This window comes from Salipiger sp. 1_MG-2023, from assembly GCF_030547555.1.
In the GTDB taxonomy this organism is placed as follows: Bacteria; Pseudomonadota; Alphaproteobacteria; order Rhodobacterales; family Rhodobacteraceae; genus Salipiger.
Window position 1 is genome coordinate 14,925 of the sequence record NZ_JAUOQN010000039.1, and the last position, 18,889, is coordinate 33,813.

Sequence of the window (18,889 nt, forward strand, 5' to 3'; positions counted from 1 at the left end):
ACCGGATCACAGCTCGATCACCTCGACATCACGGCCCTTGACGGCCAGCGCGAGCTTGCCCTCGCACAGGCGCAGCGCGTCGGCGCCGAACACCTCTTGCCGCCACCCGCTCAGCGCCTTGACGTCGCGCAGCCCTGCCGCCAGCGCGTCAAGATCCGCTGCGGGCGCGATCAGTCGCGCCGCGACGCCCGAGCTTTCCGTGCGCGCCTTGAGCAGCACCCGCAGAAGGTCCGCCAGCGCCGGGTTGACCTGCAACTGATCGCGGCTGGTGTCGGGCTTGGGCAGCTCATCCTTGGGCAATTCCTGCGCCGCTTTCACTGCGGCAAGGATACCTTCGGCGATCGGGCCCTTGCGCGCCTCGCGCAGCAACAGACGCGAGCGGCCCAGATCTTCGAGCGTCGCCGGCTTGGTCGAGGCCAGCTCGCTTAGCGCGTCATCCTTGAAGACCCGCGTGCGCGGGATATTCTTTGACTGGGCATAGGTTTCGCGGAATGCCGCAAGCGCCTGAACAATGGCAAGGAATCTCGGGCTGGTCGAACGGGTCTTGACCCGTTCCCAGGCGTTTTCGGGCCGGGTGATATAGGTTTCCGGATCGGTCAGAACGGCGATTTCCTCGGCGACCCAGCGGGCGCGCCCGCTGCGCTCCAGTTCAGCGGCAAGGTGTTCGTAGATGTCGCGCAGATGGGTGACGTCGGCCAGCGCGTATTTCTTTTGCGCATCGGTCAGCGGACGGCGAGACCAGTCGGTGAAGCGCGAGCTTTTATCAAGGCTCGCCTTCGAAATCCGCTTCACCAGCGTCTCGTAGCCCACCTGTTCCCCAAAGCCACAGACCATGGCCGCGACCTGTGTGTCGAACAGCGGCTCGGGGATGACGCCGTGGTCGACGTAGAAGATCTCGAGATCCTGCCGCGCGGCGTGGAACACCTTGACCACGTCGGTGTTGCGGAACAGCGCGATCAGCGGATCGAGCGACAGCCCATCGACCAGCGGATCAAGCAGCACGGCGTTGCTGTCGCCGACGCCGGGGAAGGCCAGCTGAACGAGGCAGAGCTTTGAATAATAGGTGCGCTCGCGCAGGAATTCGGTGTCGACGGTGACATAGGGTGCCCCTGCCGCCTCGTCGCAGAAGGCCGCAAGCTCTTCGGTGGTTGTGAGTGTTCTCATCGGGGCTCCGGCCGCTCTTGTGGTTGTTGTAAGGTTGCCCACCTTTATGCGTCATCCTAAAGCAAAGATTCGGCGATGTGTAGAGCAGGCGACAACGCCAATGCGCGGTATCATCGAGTCACGCGATGGGTGTCAGGGAGCCCGTCAGGGCCACAAGCCGCCGCCGCGGCGGCCCGGGGTCAGCCCTGAAGCCGCAAGGTCTCGCGGTTGCCGCTGGCAAAGCGGCGCAGCACCTCGGGGTAAAGGCGGTGTTCCTGCACCAGCACCCGCGCGGCCAGCGCATCGGGCGTGTCACCCGGCAGCACCGGCACCGTGGCCTGTCCGAGAATCGGACCATCATCCAGCTCTGGCGTCACCTCGTGCACGGTGCAGCCGTGCAGATCATCGCCCGCCTCAAGCGCGCGAGCATGGGTGTGCAGCCCGCGATATTTCGGCAAGAGCGAGGGGTGGATGTTCAGCATACGCCCCTGCCAGCGCGACACGAAGCTGGCGGTCAGAACCCGCATGAACCCGGCAAGGCACAGGATGTCGGGCGCCGCCGCGTCGAGTTCGGCCAGTAGCGCCGCCTGAAACGCCTCGCGATCGCCCTTGAAGGGGCGGTGATCGACCACGGCCGTGGCGATGCCGCGCGCCGCGGCCTTTTGCAGCCCGCCGGCATCGGCGCTGTTGGCCAGCACCAGCACCGGGCGCGCCGGGTGATCGCCGGTCATGCTGTCAACCAGCGAGACCATGTTCGACCCGCCGCCGGAGATGAAGATGGCGACCCGCTTCAAAGCAGGCTGCCCTCATACGCCATGCCGGGGGTATCGGTGACGGTGCCCAGAACGTAAACCGTTTCGCCCTCGGCGCGCAGCAGCTCTGCCAACGCCTCGGCGCGCTCTGCCGAGACCGAAAGAATCATGCCAACACCGCAGTTGAAGGTCTTGAGCATCTCGGCCTCGCTCATGCCGCCGACCTGCGCCATCCACGCAAACACGCCGGGCAGTTGCCACGCATCGAGGTCGATGGTCGCGCCGCAGCCGTCGGGAAGCACGCGCGGCAGGTTCTCGGTCAGCCCACCGCCGGTGATATGCGCCAGCGCGTGCACGCCCCCTGCCCGCACCGCCGCCAGCGCCTGCGTGACGTAAAGGCGCGTCGGGGTCAGCAGCACCTCGCCCAGCGATCCGTCTGCCCATGGGCAATCGGCATCCCAGCCAAGACCGGAGACCTCGACCAGCTTGCGCACAAGGCTGTAGCCATTGGAATGCACACCGTCAGAGGCAAGGCCCAGCAGCACATCGCCCGCAACGACGCCGGCGGGCAGCTCGGTGCCGCGCTCCATCGCGCCGACGGCAAAGCCGGCAAGGTCGAAATCGCCCGCCGGGTACATGCCGGGCATCTCGGCGGTCTCGCCGCCGATCAGCGCGCAGCCAGAGCGCACGCAGCCCTCGGCAATGCCCTCGATGACGCGGGCGGCGCTGTCGGTGTCCAGCTTGCCAGTGGCGAAGTAATCAAGAAAGAACAGCGGCTCGGCGCCCTGACACACCAGATCGTTGACGCACATGGCGACAAGGTCGATGCCGACGCCGTCGACATGGCCGGTGTCGATGGCGATGCGCAGCTTGGTGCCGACCCCGTCGGTCGCCGCCACCAGCACCGGGTCGCTGTAGCCCGCTGCCTTCAGATCGAACAGCGCGCCAAAGCCGCCAAGGCCGGAAACGGTGCCCGCCCGGTTGGTCCGCTTCGCCGCCGGCTTGATCCGGTCAACGAGCGCATTGCCCGCGTCGATGTCCACGCCTGCATCCGCATAGGTGATGCCGTTCTTGCCGTCGCTCATGCTGCCCTCCGGGTCACTTGCGCGCGGCTTTAGCGCATGGGCGCCGTGAAGGAAAGCGCCAAGGCGGCCTTGCCACGCAGCGGTTTGAAACTGCCGACATCGGGCAGCGCCCTGCCGGGCCCGCGCCTTGATTGCGAAAATCGGGGGCAGAATCTGCATTTGCCCCTTTGAAACCGGTCAAAGGTTGCCTATATTCAAATCGTTCCTTCGGGAACTATGGGCATAAACGCGCATGTAATAAGCGGATCGGACCCGGGGGCGGTACCCGGCGGCTCCACCAATCACCCTTTCTTTGGAGGGTCATGGGGCCGAAATAGGATCGACGAACGTGTAAAGATGTAGCTTTGCTTCGGTGAGATACCACCGTTATCGGTTCATAACGCATAGTTGCAAATGACAATCATGCTCCGGTGGCCCTCGCCGCGTAAGCGGTTCGGGTTATCGAAACCTTAAGTCCTTGCGCTTAGCGGCGTAAGGCGGGGTCCGCAGGTACCTGGCAACAGAAACCTGCACCTTCCCCCTTATGACCGTTTTTCAAACAAGATCGACGCGACGCCGGCTTGCGCTGTTGCGATGCTGCGGGCAATCGTCACCGGATCGTCATCCCTTTGCGCCAAGACGCTTGTCATGCCCGATCTTCTGACCCTTTGCCGCGCCTTTGCCACCATCGGCCTGCTCAGCTTTGGCGGGCCTGCCGCGCAGATCGCCCTCATACACCGGGTGCTGGTGGAGGAACGCGGCTGGCTGACCGAGAAACAGTTCCTGTCGGCGCTGAGCTTCTGCATGGTGCTGCCCGGCCCCGAGGCGATGCAACTCGCCACATGGTCGGGGTGGAAGCTGCGCGGCACCTTGGGCGGCCTCATCGCAGGAGGGCTTTTCGTGCTGCCCGGCGCGATCCTGATCGCGGCGCTGGCGGCAGCCTATGGGCTATGGGGCAGCGCCCCGCAGACCGAATCCATCCTGCTTGGCATCAAGGCCACCGTCATCGTCATCGTCGTGCAGGCGATGACCCGCCTTGTGCGCAAGGCGCTGAACGGCCCGGTCGAGGTGGCCATTGCCGGGGGCGCGCTGATCGCGCTGTACCTGTTCGCCGCGCCCTTCCCGCTGGTCATCGCCTGCGCCGCGCTGATCGGCTGGCTGCGCGGCAGCGGCGCGCCCGCAGCCCCTGTGCCCGCCCCGCTCGTCGGGCCAACGCTGCCGCGCATCGCGCTTTGGGCGGCGCTCTGGCTGGCGCCGCTGCCGCTGCTGGCGCTTGCCGGGCAGGATCTGCTGTTCGAGCTTTCGGCGTTTTTCGCCCGGCTTGCGGTGCTGTCCTTTGGCGGCGCCTATGCGGTGCTGGCATGGATGGCGCAAGAAATGGTGCAGAGCCGCGGCTGGCTGGCCCCCGAACAGATGGTCGATGCGCTGGGGCTGGCCGAAACCACCCCCGGCCCGCTGATTTTGGTGACGCAATTCGCCGGGCAGCTTGTGGGGTTCACGGCAGGCGGCTGGGGCAAGGCCGCCGCCGCTTCGGTGCTGACGCTGTGGATGACCTTCGTGCCCTGCTTTCTGTGGATCTTTGCCTTTGCGCCGCATCTCGACCGTCTGCTGGCGCAGCCAAAGCTGCAATCGGCGCTCAGCGCCATCACCGCCGCGGTACTTGGCGTCATCGCCAACCTGTCGCTGTGGTTCGCGCTGCACGTGATCTTTGCACAGACCCAAAGCGCCCCCGCGCCCTTTGCCGCGCTGCTGCCGGTGCCAGGCAGCCTGCGCCCCGAGGCGCTTGGACTCATCGCGCTGGCCGCCCTTGTGTTGCTGGTGCTGCGCCGCTCGGTGCCGCTGACGCTTGCACTCTGCGCCGGCGCGGGTTGGCTGCTGGGTTGATCGCCGCCAAAGGACGGCCATGGTTTTTTTCGCCGACATGGCCTTTCACTCGCCGCCAAATCGAATAAGGTACCCTGAAAGACCACAAGGATTAGTGCCATGGCTACGGGCATCGACTACGGAAATCTCATGCATCGCGCGATGCGCGGGCTGATCCACAATGTCCTGACCGACGTTGCGGCACACGGCCTGCCGGGCGAGCACCATTTTTTCATCACCTTCGACACCCAGCACCCGGATGTCGAAATCGCCGACTGGCTGTCCGATCGCTATCCCGGCGAAATGACCGTGGTGATGCAGCATCGCTATGACGCGCTCGACGTCACGACCGAAGGCTTTTCGGTCACGCTCAGCTTTGGCGACACGCCAGAGCGGCTGTATATCCCCTATGATTCGATCAAGACCTTCGTCGATCCGTCGGTTGAATTCGGCCTGCGCTTCGAAACCCACGAGGATGACGACGAGGACGAGGATGACGACCCGCTGCCCCCCGAAGATGGGCCGGACGGCGGCAAGCCCGAACGCCACGACGCCGAGGTTGTGCGGCTCGACAGTTTCCGCAAGACCTGAGCGGTACGCCTAGCGGGGCGATGTTAACGGTATCCATTGGTATACAGCCTTGCCTTTCCGGTTCTGAACGGTAAGAGATTGCCCAGCAGCGATCTCAGGAGGCACCAAGTGACCCAGACCCGCACCGAAACCGACAGCTTCGGCCCGCTCGAGGTTCCCGCAGACAAGTATTGGGGCGCGCAAACGCAGCGCTCGATCATGAACTTTCCCATCGGCTGGGAAAAGCAGCCGGTGCCGATCATCCGCGCGCTTGGCGTGGTGAAAAAAGCCTGCGCCATGGCCAACAAGGCCAACGGGTCGATGGATGCCGATCTTGCCGACACCATCATCGCCGCCGCAAGCGAGGTGATCGAGGGCAAGTTCGACGACAACTTCCCGCTGGTGGTCTGGCAGACCGGGTCCGGCACACAGTCGAACATGAACGCCAACGAGGTGATCTCCAACCGCGCCATCGAAATGCTTGGCGGCGTCATGGGGTCCAAGACCCCCGTTCACCCCAACGATCACTGCAACATGGGCCAGTCGTCCAACGACACCTTCCCCACCGCGATGCATGTCGGCATCGCGATGCAGGCGCGGGACGTGCTGCTGCCGGGTCTGGAAAAGCTGGCCGCCGCGCTTGAAGCCAAAAGCGCCGAGTTCAAGGACATCATCAAGATCGGCCGCACCCACACGCAGGATGCCACCCCGCTGACGCTGGGACAGGAATTCTCGGGCTATGCGCATCAGGTCCGCAAGGGCATCGAACGGGTCAAGGCCTGCCTGCCCGACATCTACGAGCTGGCGCAGGGCGGCACCGCTGTCGGCACCGGGCTAAACACCAAGAAGGGCTGGGGCGAAGCCGTCGCCGCCAACATGGCCGAGATCACCGGCCTGCCCTTTGTCACCGCCCCCAACAAGTTCGAAGCACTCGCCGCGCATGACGCCATGGTGATGTTCTCGGGCGCGCTGAAAACCGTTGCCGCCTCGCTGTTCAAGATTGCCAACGACATCCGTCTGCTGGGCTCTGGCCCGCGCTCGGGTCTGGGCGAGCTGATCCTGCCGGAAAACGAGCCGGGCAGCTCGATTATGCCGGGCAAGGTGAACCCGACGCAGGCCGAGGCGCTGACCATGGTCTGCGCCCATGTCATGGGCAACGACGCCGCCATCGGCTTTGCCGGCTCGCAGGGGCATTTCGAGCTCAACGTCTACAACCCGATGATGAGCTACAACGTGCTGCAATCCATGCAGCTTCTGGGCGATTCGGCCTCGGCCTTCACCGACAACATGGTTGTCGGCATTCAGGCCAACGAGGCGCGCATCGAGAAGCTGATGAAGGAATCGCTGATGCTGGTGACGGCGCTGGCGCCGACCATCGGTTACGATGCCGCCACCAAGGTTGCCAAGACCGCCCACAAGAACGGCACCACCCTGCGCGAAGAAGCCATCGCGCTTGGCTATGTCGATGAAGAAACCTTCGACCGTGTGGTGCGCCCCGAAGACATGATCGGCCCCAAGGACTGATCTGGCTGCGGCGCGGGGCTGCCCCTCGCGCCGCGCTGTTGCGAACGTGATCGCAGCTTTGGCCTCGTGCAGGCTAGTTTGCGCATATGGATCGCCGAATATTTCTGACCGCCCTCGCCGCCCCGTTTCTTGCCCCGCGCGCCCTTGCCGCGCAGGAGGCAACGCTGAGCCGTGCGCTGGACAGCGAAGAGCAGCTGCACTCGATACAGGTGATGCGCGGCAATGATCTGCTGCTGGCCGAGGCCCCGCGCGGGCAAGGGCTGGACGCGCTCGCCAACATCAAATCCTGCTCCAAGAGCATCGTCGCCCTGCTGCTAGGTCAGGCGCTGGCACGCGGCGACGTGCCCGCGCTCAGCGCCACGCTGGCCGAGGTCGCCCCGAGCCTCATTCCCGCAGCGGCCAAGCCCGAGGTGCCCGGCATCACGCTCGAAGATCTGGTGACGCTCCGCACCGGGCTCGAACGCACGTCGGGCGCGGAATATGGCGGCTGGGTCGCTTCGGGCAACTGGGTGGCCGATGCGCTCTCGCGCCCGATGGTGGCACGCCCCGGCGGGCGGATGCTGTACAGCACCGGCTCGACCCATGTATTGGGCGCGGCGCTGAGCGTGGCGAGCGGCGACAGCCTGCTGCGCCTTGCGCGCGATGGGCTGGGGGCGCCGCTGGGCATCGAAATCCCCGCATGGACCCGCGATCCGCAGGGATACTACCTTGGCGGCAACGAAATGGCGCTGACCCCGCGCGCCATGTTGCGCATCGCGCAGATGATGCGTGACGGCGGCGTCTGGGACGGGCGGCAGGTGGTGTCGCCCGACTGGGTTGCGGCCTCTATGACGGCGCGCGCCCAGTCGCCCTATTCCGGGATGCGCTACGGCTATGGCTGGTTCCTGACCGCGTCGGGCTACGCCCTTGCGCGCGGCTATGGCGGGCAGATCATCGCCTTTCACCAAGGCAAGCGGCTTGCGGTTGCGATCACCTCGGACCCGACACGCCCGGCCCGGTCCGAAGGCTATTTCGGCACGCTCAAGGCGTTGCTCGATGGGCCAATTCTCGCACTTGCATGAGAAGCGCCAGGTCAGGCCTTTTGCGAGTCAGTCGCCCGCGCTATGATCGCGCCATGACCACACCCGTGAATCTGAACCGTTATCGCAAGGACAAGGCCCGCGCCGAAAAGCGCGCACAGGCCTCATCGAACGCGGCAAAATTCGGGCGGACGCGCGCCGAGAAAGCCCTTGATACGGCGCGCAGCGACAAGGCCGGGCGCAACCTTGACGGGCACCGAATCGACCCCGCCGAGGACACGCCCGAAACATGAGCGCCCGCCCGGTCAAGCATTCGCTAAGCCTGCGCGGACACCGCACATCGGTCTCACTGGAAGAAGAATTCTGGGATGAATTCCGCGCCATTGCCAGAGTCGAAGGCAAGGCGATCAACGCCCTCGCTGCCGAGATCGACGAGGCGCGCGGCCCCGATGTCGGGCTGGCCTCGGCGATTCGGGTCTATGTGCTGACCTGCGTCAAGGCACGCGCGGGCGACTAGGCGCCGCCCGTCCGGCTCAGGCCCGAAGCCTTACGCCCCTGCCAGTGCCTTTTCGCGGGCCATGCGCAGCTGGGCGAAATCATCGCCCGCATGATAGCTCGACCGGGTCAGCGGGGTGGCCGACACCATCAGGAAGCCCTTGCCATAGGCGGCCTTCTCGTAGGTGGCGAATTCCTCGGGGGTGACGAAGCGATCAACCACGTGATGCTTGGGCGTCGGCTGCAGATACTGACCGATGGTCAGGAAATCCACGTCAGCGGCGCGCATGTCATCCATCACCTGACGCACCGACTGTGCATCCTCGCCAAGGCCGACCATGATGCCCGACTTGGTGAAGATCGACGGATCAAGCTCCTTGACCCGCTGCAACAGGCGCAGGCTGTGGAAATATCGCGCACCGGGGCGCACCGTGGGATAGAGCCCCGGCACGGTTTCCAGATTGTGGTTGAACACATCGGGCTTGGCCGCGACCACGGCTTCCAGCACGGCGGGGCTGCATTTGAGGAAATCCGGCGTCAGGATTTCGATGGTGGTGCCGGGCGAGCGGTGGCGGATGGCGCGGATGGTCTGGGCAAAATGCGCCGCGCCGCCGTCTTCCAGATCGTCGCGATCGACCGAGGTGATCACCACGTGGTTCAGCCCAAGCTTTTGCACCGCATCGGCGACGCGCCCTGGTTCGAACACGTCGAGCGCTTCGGGGCGGCCGGTGGCGATGTTGCAGAACGAACAGCCACGGGTGCAGATGTCGCCCATGATCATCATGGTGGCGTGGCCCTGATTCCAGCATTCACCGGCATTGGGACAGCCCGCCTCTTCGCACACGGTCACAAGCTTGTGCTCGCGCATGATGCGATGGGTTTCCTGATAGCCCTTGCCGACCGGCGCCTTGACGCGGATCCAGTCCGGCTTCTTGGGCTGGGGGTTGTCCTTGCGGTGCGCCTTTTCCGGGTGACGCTGGGTCGGGATCTTCAGGTCGCGCAACGTTTTGTCCTCACGAGAGGTGATGGTTTAATGGCGAACCTATACCAATCGCACCGATGTTTCCAGAGCGCTGGTGCGTCTGTGATCACAGGCAATGTTCACGATTTTCGCGCTGGACGACGGCCGCGCCCTTGGCTAGATGATGGACAACGTGCGGGCGTGGCGGAACGGTAGACGCGCCGGATTCAAAATCCGGTTTCCGAAAGGAAGTGTGGGTTCGAAACCCACCGCCCGCACCAGACCTTCCGGGACGGGGCCGCCCGGTCGGCAGCCCCCCTTTTTTCATCGTCTCGATCAGATCACCCGAACCTGTGTGCCGATCGGGCAGACCGCAAACAGCTCTGCGATCTTTTCATTGTAGAGCCCGATGCACCCGTCCGAAGAGCGCCGCCCGATCTTGCGCGTATCATGCGTGCCATGGATGATATAGGCGGGCCAGCTAAGGTACATCGCGTGGGTTCCCAGCGGATTGTCCGGCCCCGGCGGCACCGGCTTCCAGTCGGGAAAGCGCTGCATCTGCGAGGCGGTCGGGGTCCAGCTCGGGCCGACCTTCTTGCGCACGATTCTGGTATAGCCGCGCTTTGTCAGCTCGTCGGTCAGCGGCACCGAGGTCGGGAAGACCCGATAATCGCTGCCGTCCGCCGACCAGAAATGCAGCGCGCGCGACGTGGTGTCGGCAACGATGCTGCCCTTGCCCAGCGTGTCGAAATGATCGCGCCAGTCCTGCATGGCAAAGCTCGAGATGTTGCGGCGCGCGTTGGCGGCGGCATCGGCGCGGGCCACGGCCGGAAGCAGCAGGCTTGCGGCGCCCATGGCAAGGGCGGCTCTGCGGGTGGGAGGGGTGCTCATGTTGACTCCTGTCTCGGGAATCGGGGCCGTTGTGTGGCCCCGTGTTTCTCCGAAACAACAGCCGAGCCTTAACCCAACCTTAAGCTTCAGCCCCCGCGCACACCGGCGACCGCCTTGCGCAGCGCCGCCTTGTCCAGCGCACCGTCGAAGATCACCGTCTCGACGGTGAAGCCCGGCGTGCCGCGAAACCCTAGGCCTGCCGCCTGAAAGCTGTTGCGCTCTAGCAGCGCATCCCATGTGGCGCGGCGCTTGCGATAGGCGCGCAGCGCGTCTTTGGGCGGCAAGATGCGGCCCACCGAGCGATCGACGGCGCCATCGCTCAGCCGCCCGACGGTGCGCATCAGCGATTCCATCACCGGCAGGTAGGCGCCAAGGTCATGCGCCCCCAACGCCAGCTGCGCCGCCCGCTGCGAGGTGGCGCCGAAGATCGGCCAATCCTTCATCACCAGTCGGATGCCACTATCGGCAGCCACAAAGGACATCAGATCCGGGTGCATCTGCTTGCAGAACGGGCATTGATAGTCGAACCATTCGACGATGGTCACGTCCCCCGACGGGTTGCCCAGCACCGGGGCATCAGGGTCGCGCAGCACGGCATCCTCGGTTAGACCCTGCGCCAGCGCAGGCGCGCCGGCAGACAGCCCCGCCGCGCCCGCGATCACCAGCAGCTTGCGCCGTGTCAGGCTCATCCGGTGCTGCCCTCAGGGCTGGTCTCGGCGCTGATCTCGGGGATCGGCGCGCCGGTCAGGTTGTCCGGAGAGGTCCAGCGATTGGCCTGATCCTTGGTCAGCACGACCACCTTGGTGCCATTGGGCACCTGATCGGCAAGATACATCACATCCTGATTGAACATGCGGATGCAGCCCGACGACGTCGCATGCCCCACCGTCCATGGCGACGGGGTGCCGTGGATGCGATAGAGCGTATCGCGCCCGCCCTTGAACAGATACAGCGCCCGCGCCCCAAGCGGGTTTTCCAGACCGCCTTCCAGCCCGGCCCGCACCGGACCATAGGTTTCCGGGTCGCGCTTGATCATGTTCTGCGTCGGCGTCCAGTACGGCCAGTCGCGCTGAAAGGGAATCCGCGCCTCGCCCGAAAACCCGTATCCGGCAGCGCCAACCGCGATCACATAGCGCATCGCCGTATTGTCGCCCTGAAGGTGATAGAGGAACTTCGCCCCCGGATCGACCACGATGGTCCCTGCCTTGTACGGCGCATAATACGCCACCATCTGGCGCGCCTTTTCCTCGGACAGGTATTTATCCTCGATCGCCGGAACCTCGATGCCGTTATCGACGGTGGCGGCGTACATGGCGCGGGTCTCATCGCTCAGGCCCTGAGGCAGCAATGGAACGCCTACACTCGGCGTGAAGGCACAGGCCGAAACCAGCCCGGAGGCAAGCAGGAGGAAAGGCAGGGCCAGGCGGGATTTCAGGCTTGGAATCATCGGGTCTCTTTCTAGGGCCGTGCGGCGGCAGAGCTGGCAGTCAGCTCCTCGTCATTCGGCGTGTTCGCGATCACTTAAGACAAGCTTAAACTTGTGCGCAATCGATCGAGGTCAAGCTCGGGCTTTTCGGAAGGCGCGCACTGCCTTATATGCGCGCCATGCAGAATCCCCCAGACCTGCGCCCGGATCTCGCGCGCGCCCGTATCACCGAGACGAAACGCGACGGCCAGCCGACCATCGGCATGGTCTCGCTTGGCTGTCCCAAGGCGCTGGTCGACAGCGAACGCATCCTGACCCGGCTGCGCGCCGAGGGCTACGGCATCTCGGCCGATTACGCCGGGGCCGATGCGGTGATCGTCAACACCTGCGGCTTTCTCGATTCCGCCAAGGCGGAATCGCTGGAGGCCATCGGCGAAGCGTTGGCCGAAAACGGCCGGGTCATCGTGACCGGCTGCCTTGGGGCCGAGCCCGACTATATCACTGGCGCGCATCCCAAGGTGCTCGCGGTGACCGGCCCGCACCAGTATGAACAGGTGCTCGACGCGGTGCATGGCGCGGTGCCGCCCAGCCCGCACCCCTTTGTCGATCTGCTGCCCGCATCGGGAGTTTCCCTGACGCCGCGGCACTATAGTTATCTCAAGATATCAGAAGGTTGCAACCACGCCTGCAAGTTCTGCATTATCCCCGACATGCGCGGAAAGCTGGCCTCGCGCCCGCACAGGGCGGTGATGCGCGAAGCGGAAAAGCTGGTCGAGGCGGGCGTGAAGGAACTCCTGGTCATCAGTCAGGACACCAGCGCCTATGGTACCGACTGGAAGGACCGCGAACATAAGGCCCCGATCCTGCCGCTGGCGCGCGATCTGGGCAGCCTTGGCGCCTGGGTGCGGCTGCATTACGTCTACCCCTACCCGCATGTGCGCGAGCTGATCCCGCTGATGGCGGAATCCGCAGGTCTGGGCGGCGGCGTGCTGCCCTATCTCGACATTCCGTTCCAGCACGCCCATCCGGATGTTCTCAGACGCATGGCCCGCCCTGCCGCCGCATCGAAAACCCTCGACGAGATCGCCGCATGGCGCCGCGATTGCCCCGACATCGTGCTGCGCTCGACCTTCATCGTCGGCTACCCCGGTGAGACCGAATCGGAATTCCAGACCCTGCTGGACTGGATGGACGAGGCGCAGCTCGATCGCGTTGGCTGTTTTCAGTATGAGAACGTCGACGGCGCGCGCTCCAACGCCCTGCCCGATCATGTACCCCAAGAGCTCAAGCAAGAGCGTTGGGACCGCTTCATGGAAAAGGCTCAGGCGATCTCCGAGGCCAAGCTGGCGGCCAAGGTCGGCACAAGGATGGAGGTGATCGTGGATCTTGTCGAAGACGACGCCGCCACCTGCCGCACCAAGGCCGACGCCCCCGAGATCGACGGCAACCTGTTCATCGACGAGAATTTCGATTCGCTTAAACCGGGCGATATCGTCAGCGTCGAGGTGGATGAGGCAGGCGAATACGACCTGTGGGGCCGACTCGTCTGAGCCGACCAAGACGGTACCTCTGCATTAAAACGCTTTACTGAACACGCTATGCGGGAATGTGGTATACTCACATACCCATATAAGAATATTTGCGTGATCTATGCGTGAATCCGTGAATTCTGGACGGAACAGCCTTCTTAATCGCAATAAACCTATGTTATAAATTCGTAGGAATTGCTTAGCAGATGATAGCCCCAAACGGGAATACGTCTGAGAGTGTGACTTTTTTACCGGGCTCTCCCCCGGGCAAGGTGTATGCCGACCCCGGGATTGTTGTTTGTGTTTATTTGAGCCCAGGAATGCTCCCGTTTTGCGGGAGCATTCTTTTTTGTAGCATCGCTTGCAAGGCGCTCACCGCTGCGGCAATCAGCCCGTCATGGCAAAGCTCTACTTCAACTACTCGACCATGAACGCCGGCAAGTCGACGCTGCTGCTGCAGGCGGCGCATAACTACGGCGAGCGCGGCATGGAGGTCTTCTTGCTGACCGCCCGGCTTGATACCCGCGCCGGCGAAGGGCGCATCGGCTCGCGCATCGGCCTTGGCCGCCCTGCCGAGACCTTTGCCCCCCAAGATGACCTCTTTACACGCATCGACACCGAAACACAGGCGCGCCCGCTGGCCTGCATCTTTGTCGATGAGGCGCAGTTCCTGACCGAAGCGCAGGTCTGGCAGCTGGCGCGGGTGGCGGATGATCTGCGCATCCCGGTGATGGCCTACGGCCTTCGGGTGGATTTTCGCGGCAAGCTGTTTCCCGGCTCGGCGGTGTTGCTGGCGCTGGCCGACACGCTGCGCGAGGTACGCACGATCTGCCATTGCGGGCGCAAGGCGACCATGGTCATCCGCCAGAATGCCGACGGGCAGCCGCTGCACGACGGCGCGCAGGTCCAAATCGGCGGCAACGAGACCTATGTCTCACTGTGCCGCAGGCATTGGCGCGAGGCGATGGACCAAGGCTGACGCGACAATCGCCGCCGTGTCGTAACGAAACAATGGCGTAACCCGCGCGCATGCGCTTTGATCGCCCCCATGATCCAGCGCCTGTTCCTGACCCTCACCCTGAGCCTTGCCCTTCTCGCCTCTCCCGCACTTGCGCAGGACCGTGGCCGCGTCGAGCAGGCCTTTCAGCGTTGGCTGGAGCAGACGGTCTGGCCGATGGCCCGGCGCGACGGCGTCTCGCGCCGGGTTTTCGACGCGGCGTTCAGCGGCGTGACGCTCAACTGGGATCTGCCCGATCTCGTGCCGCCCGGCAGCAAGCAAAGCGTGCCGCGCCGCCAGCGGCAGGCGGAATTCGGCGCACCGTCGCACTATTTCAACCGCGGCAGCGTCGATGGCGCAACGTCAGTGGGTCGGCAGATGGCGCGCAGGCATCACGCAGTGCTGGCAGCGACAGAACGAGCCACCGGCGTGCCGGGGCGCATCCTGCTTGCGATCTGGGGGCGCGAAAGCGGCTATGGGCAGGTGCCGATCCGCCATGACGCCTTTCAGGTGCTGGGCACCAAGGGCTTCATGTCGACCCGCGCCGCCTATTTCACCGACGAGCTGATTGCCGCGCTGGTCATCGCCAATCAGGGCCATGTCGCGCCCCGCGCCATGAAAAGCAGCTGGGCCGGCGCGCTGGGGCAGCCGCAGTTCATGCCCTCGAATTTTTTGCGCTATGCCGCCGACGGCGATGGCGACGGGCGGCAAGACATCTGGGGCTCCGAGGCCGACACCATCGCCTCGATCGGCAATTACCTTGCACGGCACGGCTGGCAGACGGGCCGCGACTGGGGGTTCGAGGTCATCGTGCCGCCGCAGGTGTCGTGCACGCTGGAAGGCCCGGATCAGGGCCGCACCGTGGCCGACTGGACGGCGATGGGCATTCAACGCGTCGGGGCCAAGCCGTTTCCGGCATCCGAGCTGCGCGGCACTGGCTTTCTGCTGATGCCCGCCGGGCGCAATGGTCCGGCCTTTCTGGTCACGCCGAATTTCTACGTACTGAAAGACTACAACATGAGCGATCTTTACGCCCTGTTCGTCGGCCATGTCGGGGACCGCATCCAGTACGGTATGGGCGATTTCATCGGGCGCTGGGGGGATGTCGGGAAAATGTATCGCTCGGACATCGCAGCCATGCAGCGCGGTCTCGAGGCGATGGGCCATGACGTTGGCGGCGCCGATGGCTTGCCCGGGTTCAAGACCCGCCGGTCGATCGGGCGCTGGCAGGAAAAGACCGGCCAGCGCGCCACCTGTTTTCCCGAACCCGGCATGAAAGCCGCGCTCGGGCGGTAGTCATTCGGTGGTTTCGACCACCAGCAGCTCGCGCTCGGACGCGCCGCGCGCATGACTCAGCGCTTCTTGGTATTCGGGCGAGTGATAGCAGGCCTCGGCAGCCTCAAGCGTGTCGAATTTGGCGACCACGTTGCGCGGGCGCTCCTTGCCCTCAAGCTGCACATAGCGCGCGGCGCGGGCTATGAAGCTGCCGCCATGCTTGGCGATGGCCGGCCCGGCAAGCGCGGCATATTTGGCATAGGCCTCTTCGTCGGTGACGGTGACATGGGCAATCCACAAAGCGGGCATCGGTCAGACTCCTTCGACGATGACAAGATCGCGCTTCGACGAGCGCGTCGCGATGGGCAGGATGCGCTGATATTCAGCGCTGTCATACCAGGTGCGCGCGGCCGTAAGCGAGGGGAATTCCAGCAGCACATGGCGCGAGGGCGCCTCGCCCTCGACCACGGTCTGCGGCCCACCCTTGACCAGAAAGCGCCCGCCGAATTTCTCGGCAAGCGCCATGGTCTGGCGCGCATAGGTTGCGTATTCCTCGGGATCGGTAACGTCGATGCGGGCGATGACGTAGGTGCTCACGAGGCAATCACCGCTTCGGCGGCCCGGATCGCCTCATCCGCCTTGTCGGCGTCCTTCGCCCCGCCCTGCGCCATGTCGGGCCGGCCACCGCCGCCCTTGCCGCCAAGCGCCTCGACCGCCGCCTTGACCAGAGTCACCGCCGACAGCTTGTCCGTCAGATCGGATGTCACGCCCGCCGCAACGGCGACCTTGCCGCCGGTATCCGCGATCAGCAGCACCGCGCCAGACCCAAGCCGCGCCTTGTGCTCATCCATCAGCGGCGGCAGATCCTTGCCCTGCACCCCCGACAGCACCTGCGCGACGAATTTGACGCCGCCGATGTCGCGGGTTTCCGGCCCCTCGCCCGGCCCGCCCGCCATGGCGAGATCGCGGCGCAGCTGCGCCACCTCGTTGTCGAGCTTGCGCTTGTCATCCAGAAGCGCGGCGACGCGGGCCACCGCGCCCTGACCTTGCGCCTTGAGCAGGCCTTCGATCTCCGACAGCGCGTGATCGCGGCTGCGCAGCTCGGCCATGGCGGCTTCGCCGGTCAGCGCCTCGATCCGGCGCACGCCCGCGGCAGAGGCCGATTCCGAGGTCAGCGCAAAGGTGCCGATATCGCCGGTCTGGCGCACATGCGTGCCACCGCACAGTTCCAGCGAATAGGTCTTGCCATCGGCGCCCTTGCCGGAACCGGACAGCTCGCCCATCGACACGACCCGCACCTCGTCGCCGTATTTCTCGCCGAACAGCGCCTGCGCGCCAATGGCGCGGGCGTCATCCGGGGTCATGATGCGGGTGCTGACCGGGGTGTTCTGCCGGATGAAGGCGTTCACCTCGGTTTCGACCTGCGCGATTTCTTCAGGGCTCAGCGCCTTGCTGTGCGAGAAGTCGAACCGCAGACGATCGGGCGCGTTGAGCGAGCCGCGCTGCGCGACGTGATCGCCAAGCGCGCGGCGCAGCGCCTCGTGCAGCAGGTGGGTCGCCGAATGGTTGGCGCGGATCATGCTGCGGCGGTTGTGATCGACCTCGAGCGCGACCGCCTCGTTCAGGGCAAAGCGGCCCTGCTTGATGGTGACCGCATGGGCAATCACCTTACCGCCGCCCATTTTCTGGGTGCCGGTCACCTCGGCCAGATCATTTTCATCCTCAAGCCGGCGCAGCCAGCCGGTGTCGCCGACCTGACCGCCGCTTTCGCCATAAAACGGCGTCTGGTTCATCACGATCCAGCCGATTTCGCCCGCTTCCAGCGCCTCGACTGGCTTGCCGTCCCGGATCAGCGCCAGCATCTGGCCTTCGGCGGTTTCGGTGTCATAGCCAAGGAAATCGGTCGCGCCATGCTGATCGGCGATCTCGAACCAGATCGCCAGATCGGCGGATTCGCCCGTGCCGGACCACGCGGCGCGGGCCTTGGCCTTTTGCTCGGCCATGGCGGCATCGAACCCGTCGGTATCGACACTGCGCGCGCGCTCGCGCAGCGCGTCCTGCGTCAGGTCGAGCGGAAAGCCATAGGTGTCATACAGCTTGAACGCCGTCTCGCCGGGCAGCGCAGCGGCTTCGGGCAGTTGCGCCAGTTCTTCGTCCAGCAGCTTGAGGCCGCGATCAAGCGTCTGCTTGAAGCGGGTTTCCTCGAGCTTCAGCGTCTCTTCGATCAACGACTGGGCGCGGTGCAATTCGGGATAGGCCGCGCCCATCTGGCGCACCAGCGCCGGAACCAGCCGGTGCATCACCGGATCCTTGGAGCCGAGCATATGCGCATGGCGCATGGCGCGGCGCATGATCCGGCGCAGCACGTAGCCGCGCCCGTCATTGCTTGGCATCACGCCATCGGCAATCAGGAACGAGGTCGAACGCAGGTGGTCGGCGATCACCCGGTGATGGGTCTTGCCCGGCCCGTCGGGGTCGGTCGAGGTGACGTCGGCCGATGCCTCGATCAGGCTGCGGATGAGGTCTGTCCCGTAATTGTCGTTGGTGCCCTGCAGCAGCGCCGCAACCCGTTCAATGCCCATGCCGGTGTCGATCGACTGCATGTCGAGCGCCCGCATCGAGCCGTCTTCGAACTGTTCGTTCTGCATGAAGACAAGGTTCCAGATCTCGACGAAGCGGTCACCGTCTTCCTCGGGCGATCCCGGAGGCCCGCCCCAGTACTTGTCGCCGTGATCGAAGAAAATCTCGGTGCACGGCCCGCAAGGCCCGGTCGGCCCCATCATCCAGAAATTGTCGTTGGTGGCGATGCGGATGATCCGGTCTTCGGGCACGCCGACGCTTTTCCAGATCTGCGCGGCCTCGTCATCGGTGTGATAGACCGTCACCAGCAGGCGCCCCGCGTCGATGCCCAGCTCTTTGGTCACCATCTCCCAAGCAAAGGGGATGGCCTCGGATTTGAAGTAATCTCCGAACGAGAAATTGCCCATCATCTCGAAGAACGTGTGGTGGCGCGCGGTATAGCCCACATTGTCGAGATCGTTGTGCTTGCCCCCGGCCCGCACGCATTTCTGCGCGGTGGTGGCGCGCTTGTAATCGCGCGTCTCGACGCCGGTGAACAGATTCTTGAACTGAACCATGCCCGAGTTGGCAAACATCAGCGTGGGATCGTTGCGCGGCACAAGCGGGCTCGAGGGAACCACACGGTGGCCCTGCTTTTCGAAATAGCCCAGGAAAGCGGCGCGAATGTCGTTCAGGCTCGTCATGATCGTCCTTGGCAAGCTGGCTTTTGAGGTTCGGGAAGGTGTAGCCCCATGCCCGCCTGCTGTCCATCGTCCGTCTTGCAAAACCCCGGCAGGGCGGGTTTGATCACCCTATTGCCA

At 64.7% G+C, this 18,889-nt stretch carries 19 protein-coding genes, 1 tRNA gene and 1 other RNA gene; 11 read left to right on the top strand and 10 right to left on the bottom strand.

The features are described 5' to 3' along the window. Positions 1-6: 6 nt before the first annotated feature. The 3 genes from rnd to purM all read right to left on the bottom strand — a co-directional run bounded on the left by rnd (position 7) and on the right by purM (position 2,980). A complete protein-coding gene (gene rnd / locus Q4543_RS16725; RefSeq protein WP_303440078.1) occupies positions 7-1,164 on the bottom strand; it encodes a ribonuclease D in 1,158 nt (385 codons plus the stop codon). 179 nt (positions 1,165-1,343) lie between these two features. Next, entirely contained in the window at positions 1,344-1,937 is a 594-nt protein-coding gene (purN, locus tag Q4543_RS16730) for a phosphoribosylglycinamide formyltransferase (RefSeq protein ID WP_216005801.1), read from the bottom strand. Next, complete coding sequence (purM, locus tag Q4543_RS16735; RefSeq protein ID WP_303440083.1) at positions 1,934-2,980, bottom strand: phosphoribosylformylglycinamidine cyclo-ligase; 1,047 nt, start codon at positions 2,978-2,980, stop codon at positions 1,934-1,936. The genes purN and purM overlap by 4 nt, the downstream gene beginning before the upstream one ends. Before the next feature lie 162 nt (positions 2,981-3,142). Here purM and ssrA point away from each other — a divergent pair. The 7 genes from ssrA (at position 3,143) to Q4543_RS16770 (ending at position 8,452) form a co-directional block, all read left to right on the top strand. Beyond that, positions 3,143-3,494, top strand: a transfer-messenger RNA (tmRNA) gene (ssrA, locus tag Q4543_RS16740). A gap of 113 nt (positions 3,495-3,607) precedes the next feature. Next, complete coding sequence (chrA, locus tag Q4543_RS16745) at positions 3,608-4,843, top strand: chromate efflux transporter (protein ID WP_303440086.1); 1,236 nt, start codon at positions 3,608-3,610, stop codon at positions 4,841-4,843. A gap of 99 nt (positions 4,844-4,942) precedes the next feature. Beyond that, positions 4,943-5,413, top strand: a complete 471-nt coding sequence (locus Q4543_RS16750) for an SspB family protein (RefSeq protein ID WP_216005798.1) — start codon at positions 4,943-4,945, stop codon at positions 5,411-5,413. Between the two features lie 108 nt (positions 5,414-5,521). Beyond that, positions 5,522-6,916 (top strand): class II fumarate hydratase, encoded by a 1,395-nt coding sequence (gene fumC / locus Q4543_RS16755; RefSeq protein ID WP_303440089.1) that lies wholly within the window; start codon positions 5,522-5,524, stop codon positions 6,914-6,916. Between the two features lie 86 nt (positions 6,917-7,002). Beyond that, positions 7,003-7,977 (top strand): serine hydrolase, encoded by a 975-nt coding sequence (locus Q4543_RS16760; protein WP_303440092.1) that lies wholly within the window; start codon positions 7,003-7,005, stop codon positions 7,975-7,977. A 53-nt stretch (positions 7,978-8,030) separates the two neighbouring features. Next, positions 8,031-8,228 (top strand): DUF4169 family protein, encoded by a 198-nt coding sequence (locus Q4543_RS16765; protein WP_303440095.1) that lies wholly within the window; start codon positions 8,031-8,033, stop codon positions 8,226-8,228. Beyond that, positions 8,225-8,452, top strand: a complete 228-nt coding sequence (locus tag Q4543_RS16770; RefSeq protein WP_303440098.1) for a ribbon-helix-helix domain-containing protein — start codon at positions 8,225-8,227, stop codon at positions 8,450-8,452. The genes Q4543_RS16765 and Q4543_RS16770 overlap by 4 nt, the downstream gene beginning before the upstream one ends. Before the next feature lie 30 nt (positions 8,453-8,482). On the opposite strand, the gene lipA is transcribed toward Q4543_RS16770, so the two are convergent. Continuing rightward, positions 8,483-9,433: a lipoyl synthase gene (gene lipA, locus Q4543_RS16775; RefSeq protein WP_216005793.1), complete on the bottom strand. Its 951-nt coding sequence runs from the start codon at positions 9,431-9,433 to the stop codon at positions 8,483-8,485. 153 nt (positions 9,434-9,586) lie between these two features. Between lipA and Q4543_RS16780 the strand changes: the two genes are divergently transcribed. Then, positions 9,587-9,672: transfer RNA gene (locus Q4543_RS16780), tRNA-Leu, on the top strand. A 55-nt stretch (positions 9,673-9,727) separates the two neighbouring features. Here Q4543_RS16780 and Q4543_RS16785 read toward each other — a convergent pair. From Q4543_RS16785 to Q4543_RS16795, 3 genes are all read right to left on the bottom strand, one after another. Further along, a complete protein-coding gene (locus tag Q4543_RS16785) occupies positions 9,728-10,282 on the bottom strand; it encodes a L,D-transpeptidase (RefSeq protein ID WP_303440103.1) in 555 nt (184 codons plus the stop codon). A gap of 86 nt (positions 10,283-10,368) precedes the next feature. After that, the gene (locus Q4543_RS16790) at positions 10,369-10,971 is read right to left on the bottom strand and encodes a DsbA family protein (protein ID WP_303440106.1); all 603 of its coding nucleotides are present in this window, start codon (positions 10,969-10,971) and stop codon (positions 10,369-10,371) included. Then, positions 10,968-11,594 (bottom strand): L,D-transpeptidase, encoded by a 627-nt coding sequence (locus Q4543_RS16795; protein ID WP_303440109.1) that lies wholly within the window; start codon positions 11,592-11,594, stop codon positions 10,968-10,970. The genes Q4543_RS16790 and Q4543_RS16795 overlap by 4 nt, the downstream gene beginning before the upstream one ends. A 284-nt stretch (positions 11,595-11,878) precedes the next feature. Here Q4543_RS16795 and rimO point away from each other — a divergent pair, with 284 nt between their 5' ends. The 3 genes from rimO (at position 11,879) to Q4543_RS16810 (ending at position 15,530) form a co-directional block, all read left to right on the top strand. Continuing rightward, positions 11,879-13,258: a 30S ribosomal protein S12 methylthiotransferase RimO gene (gene rimO / locus Q4543_RS16800; RefSeq protein WP_216005789.1), complete on the top strand. Its 1,380-nt coding sequence runs from the start codon at positions 11,879-11,881 to the stop codon at positions 13,256-13,258. 376 nt (positions 13,259-13,634) lie between these two features. Then, positions 13,635-14,216 carry a thymidine kinase gene (locus tag Q4543_RS16805; RefSeq protein WP_303440113.1) on the top strand — a complete coding sequence of 194 codons (582 nt, stop codon included), beginning with the start codon at positions 13,635-13,637 and terminating at the stop codon, positions 14,214-14,216. A 69-nt stretch (positions 14,217-14,285) separates the two neighbouring features. After that, the gene (locus tag Q4543_RS16810; RefSeq protein ID WP_303440116.1) at positions 14,286-15,530 is read left to right on the top strand and encodes a lytic murein transglycosylase; all 1,245 of its coding nucleotides are present in this window, start codon (positions 14,286-14,288) and stop codon (positions 15,528-15,530) included. Here the strand turns inward: Q4543_RS16810 and Q4543_RS16815 are convergent, their stop codons facing one another. Genes Q4543_RS16815 through alaS form a run of 3 tightly spaced genes read right to left on the bottom strand, consistent with a single transcriptional unit; the run spans position 15,531 to position 18,772 of the window. After that, positions 15,531-15,818: a DUF1330 domain-containing protein gene (locus Q4543_RS16815; protein WP_216005786.1), complete on the bottom strand. Its 288-nt coding sequence runs from the start codon at positions 15,816-15,818 to the stop codon at positions 15,531-15,533. A gap of 3 nt (positions 15,819-15,821) precedes the next feature. Then, positions 15,822-16,106 (bottom strand): DUF1330 domain-containing protein, encoded by a 285-nt coding sequence (locus Q4543_RS16820; RefSeq protein WP_303440119.1) that lies wholly within the window; start codon positions 16,104-16,106, stop codon positions 15,822-15,824. Further along, the gene (gene alaS, locus Q4543_RS16825; RefSeq protein ID WP_303440122.1) at positions 16,103-18,772 is read right to left on the bottom strand and encodes an alanine--tRNA ligase; all 2,670 of its coding nucleotides are present in this window, start codon (positions 18,770-18,772) and stop codon (positions 16,103-16,105) included. The genes Q4543_RS16820 and alaS overlap by 4 nt, the downstream gene beginning before the upstream one ends. Positions 18,773-18,889: the final 117 nt, after the last annotated feature.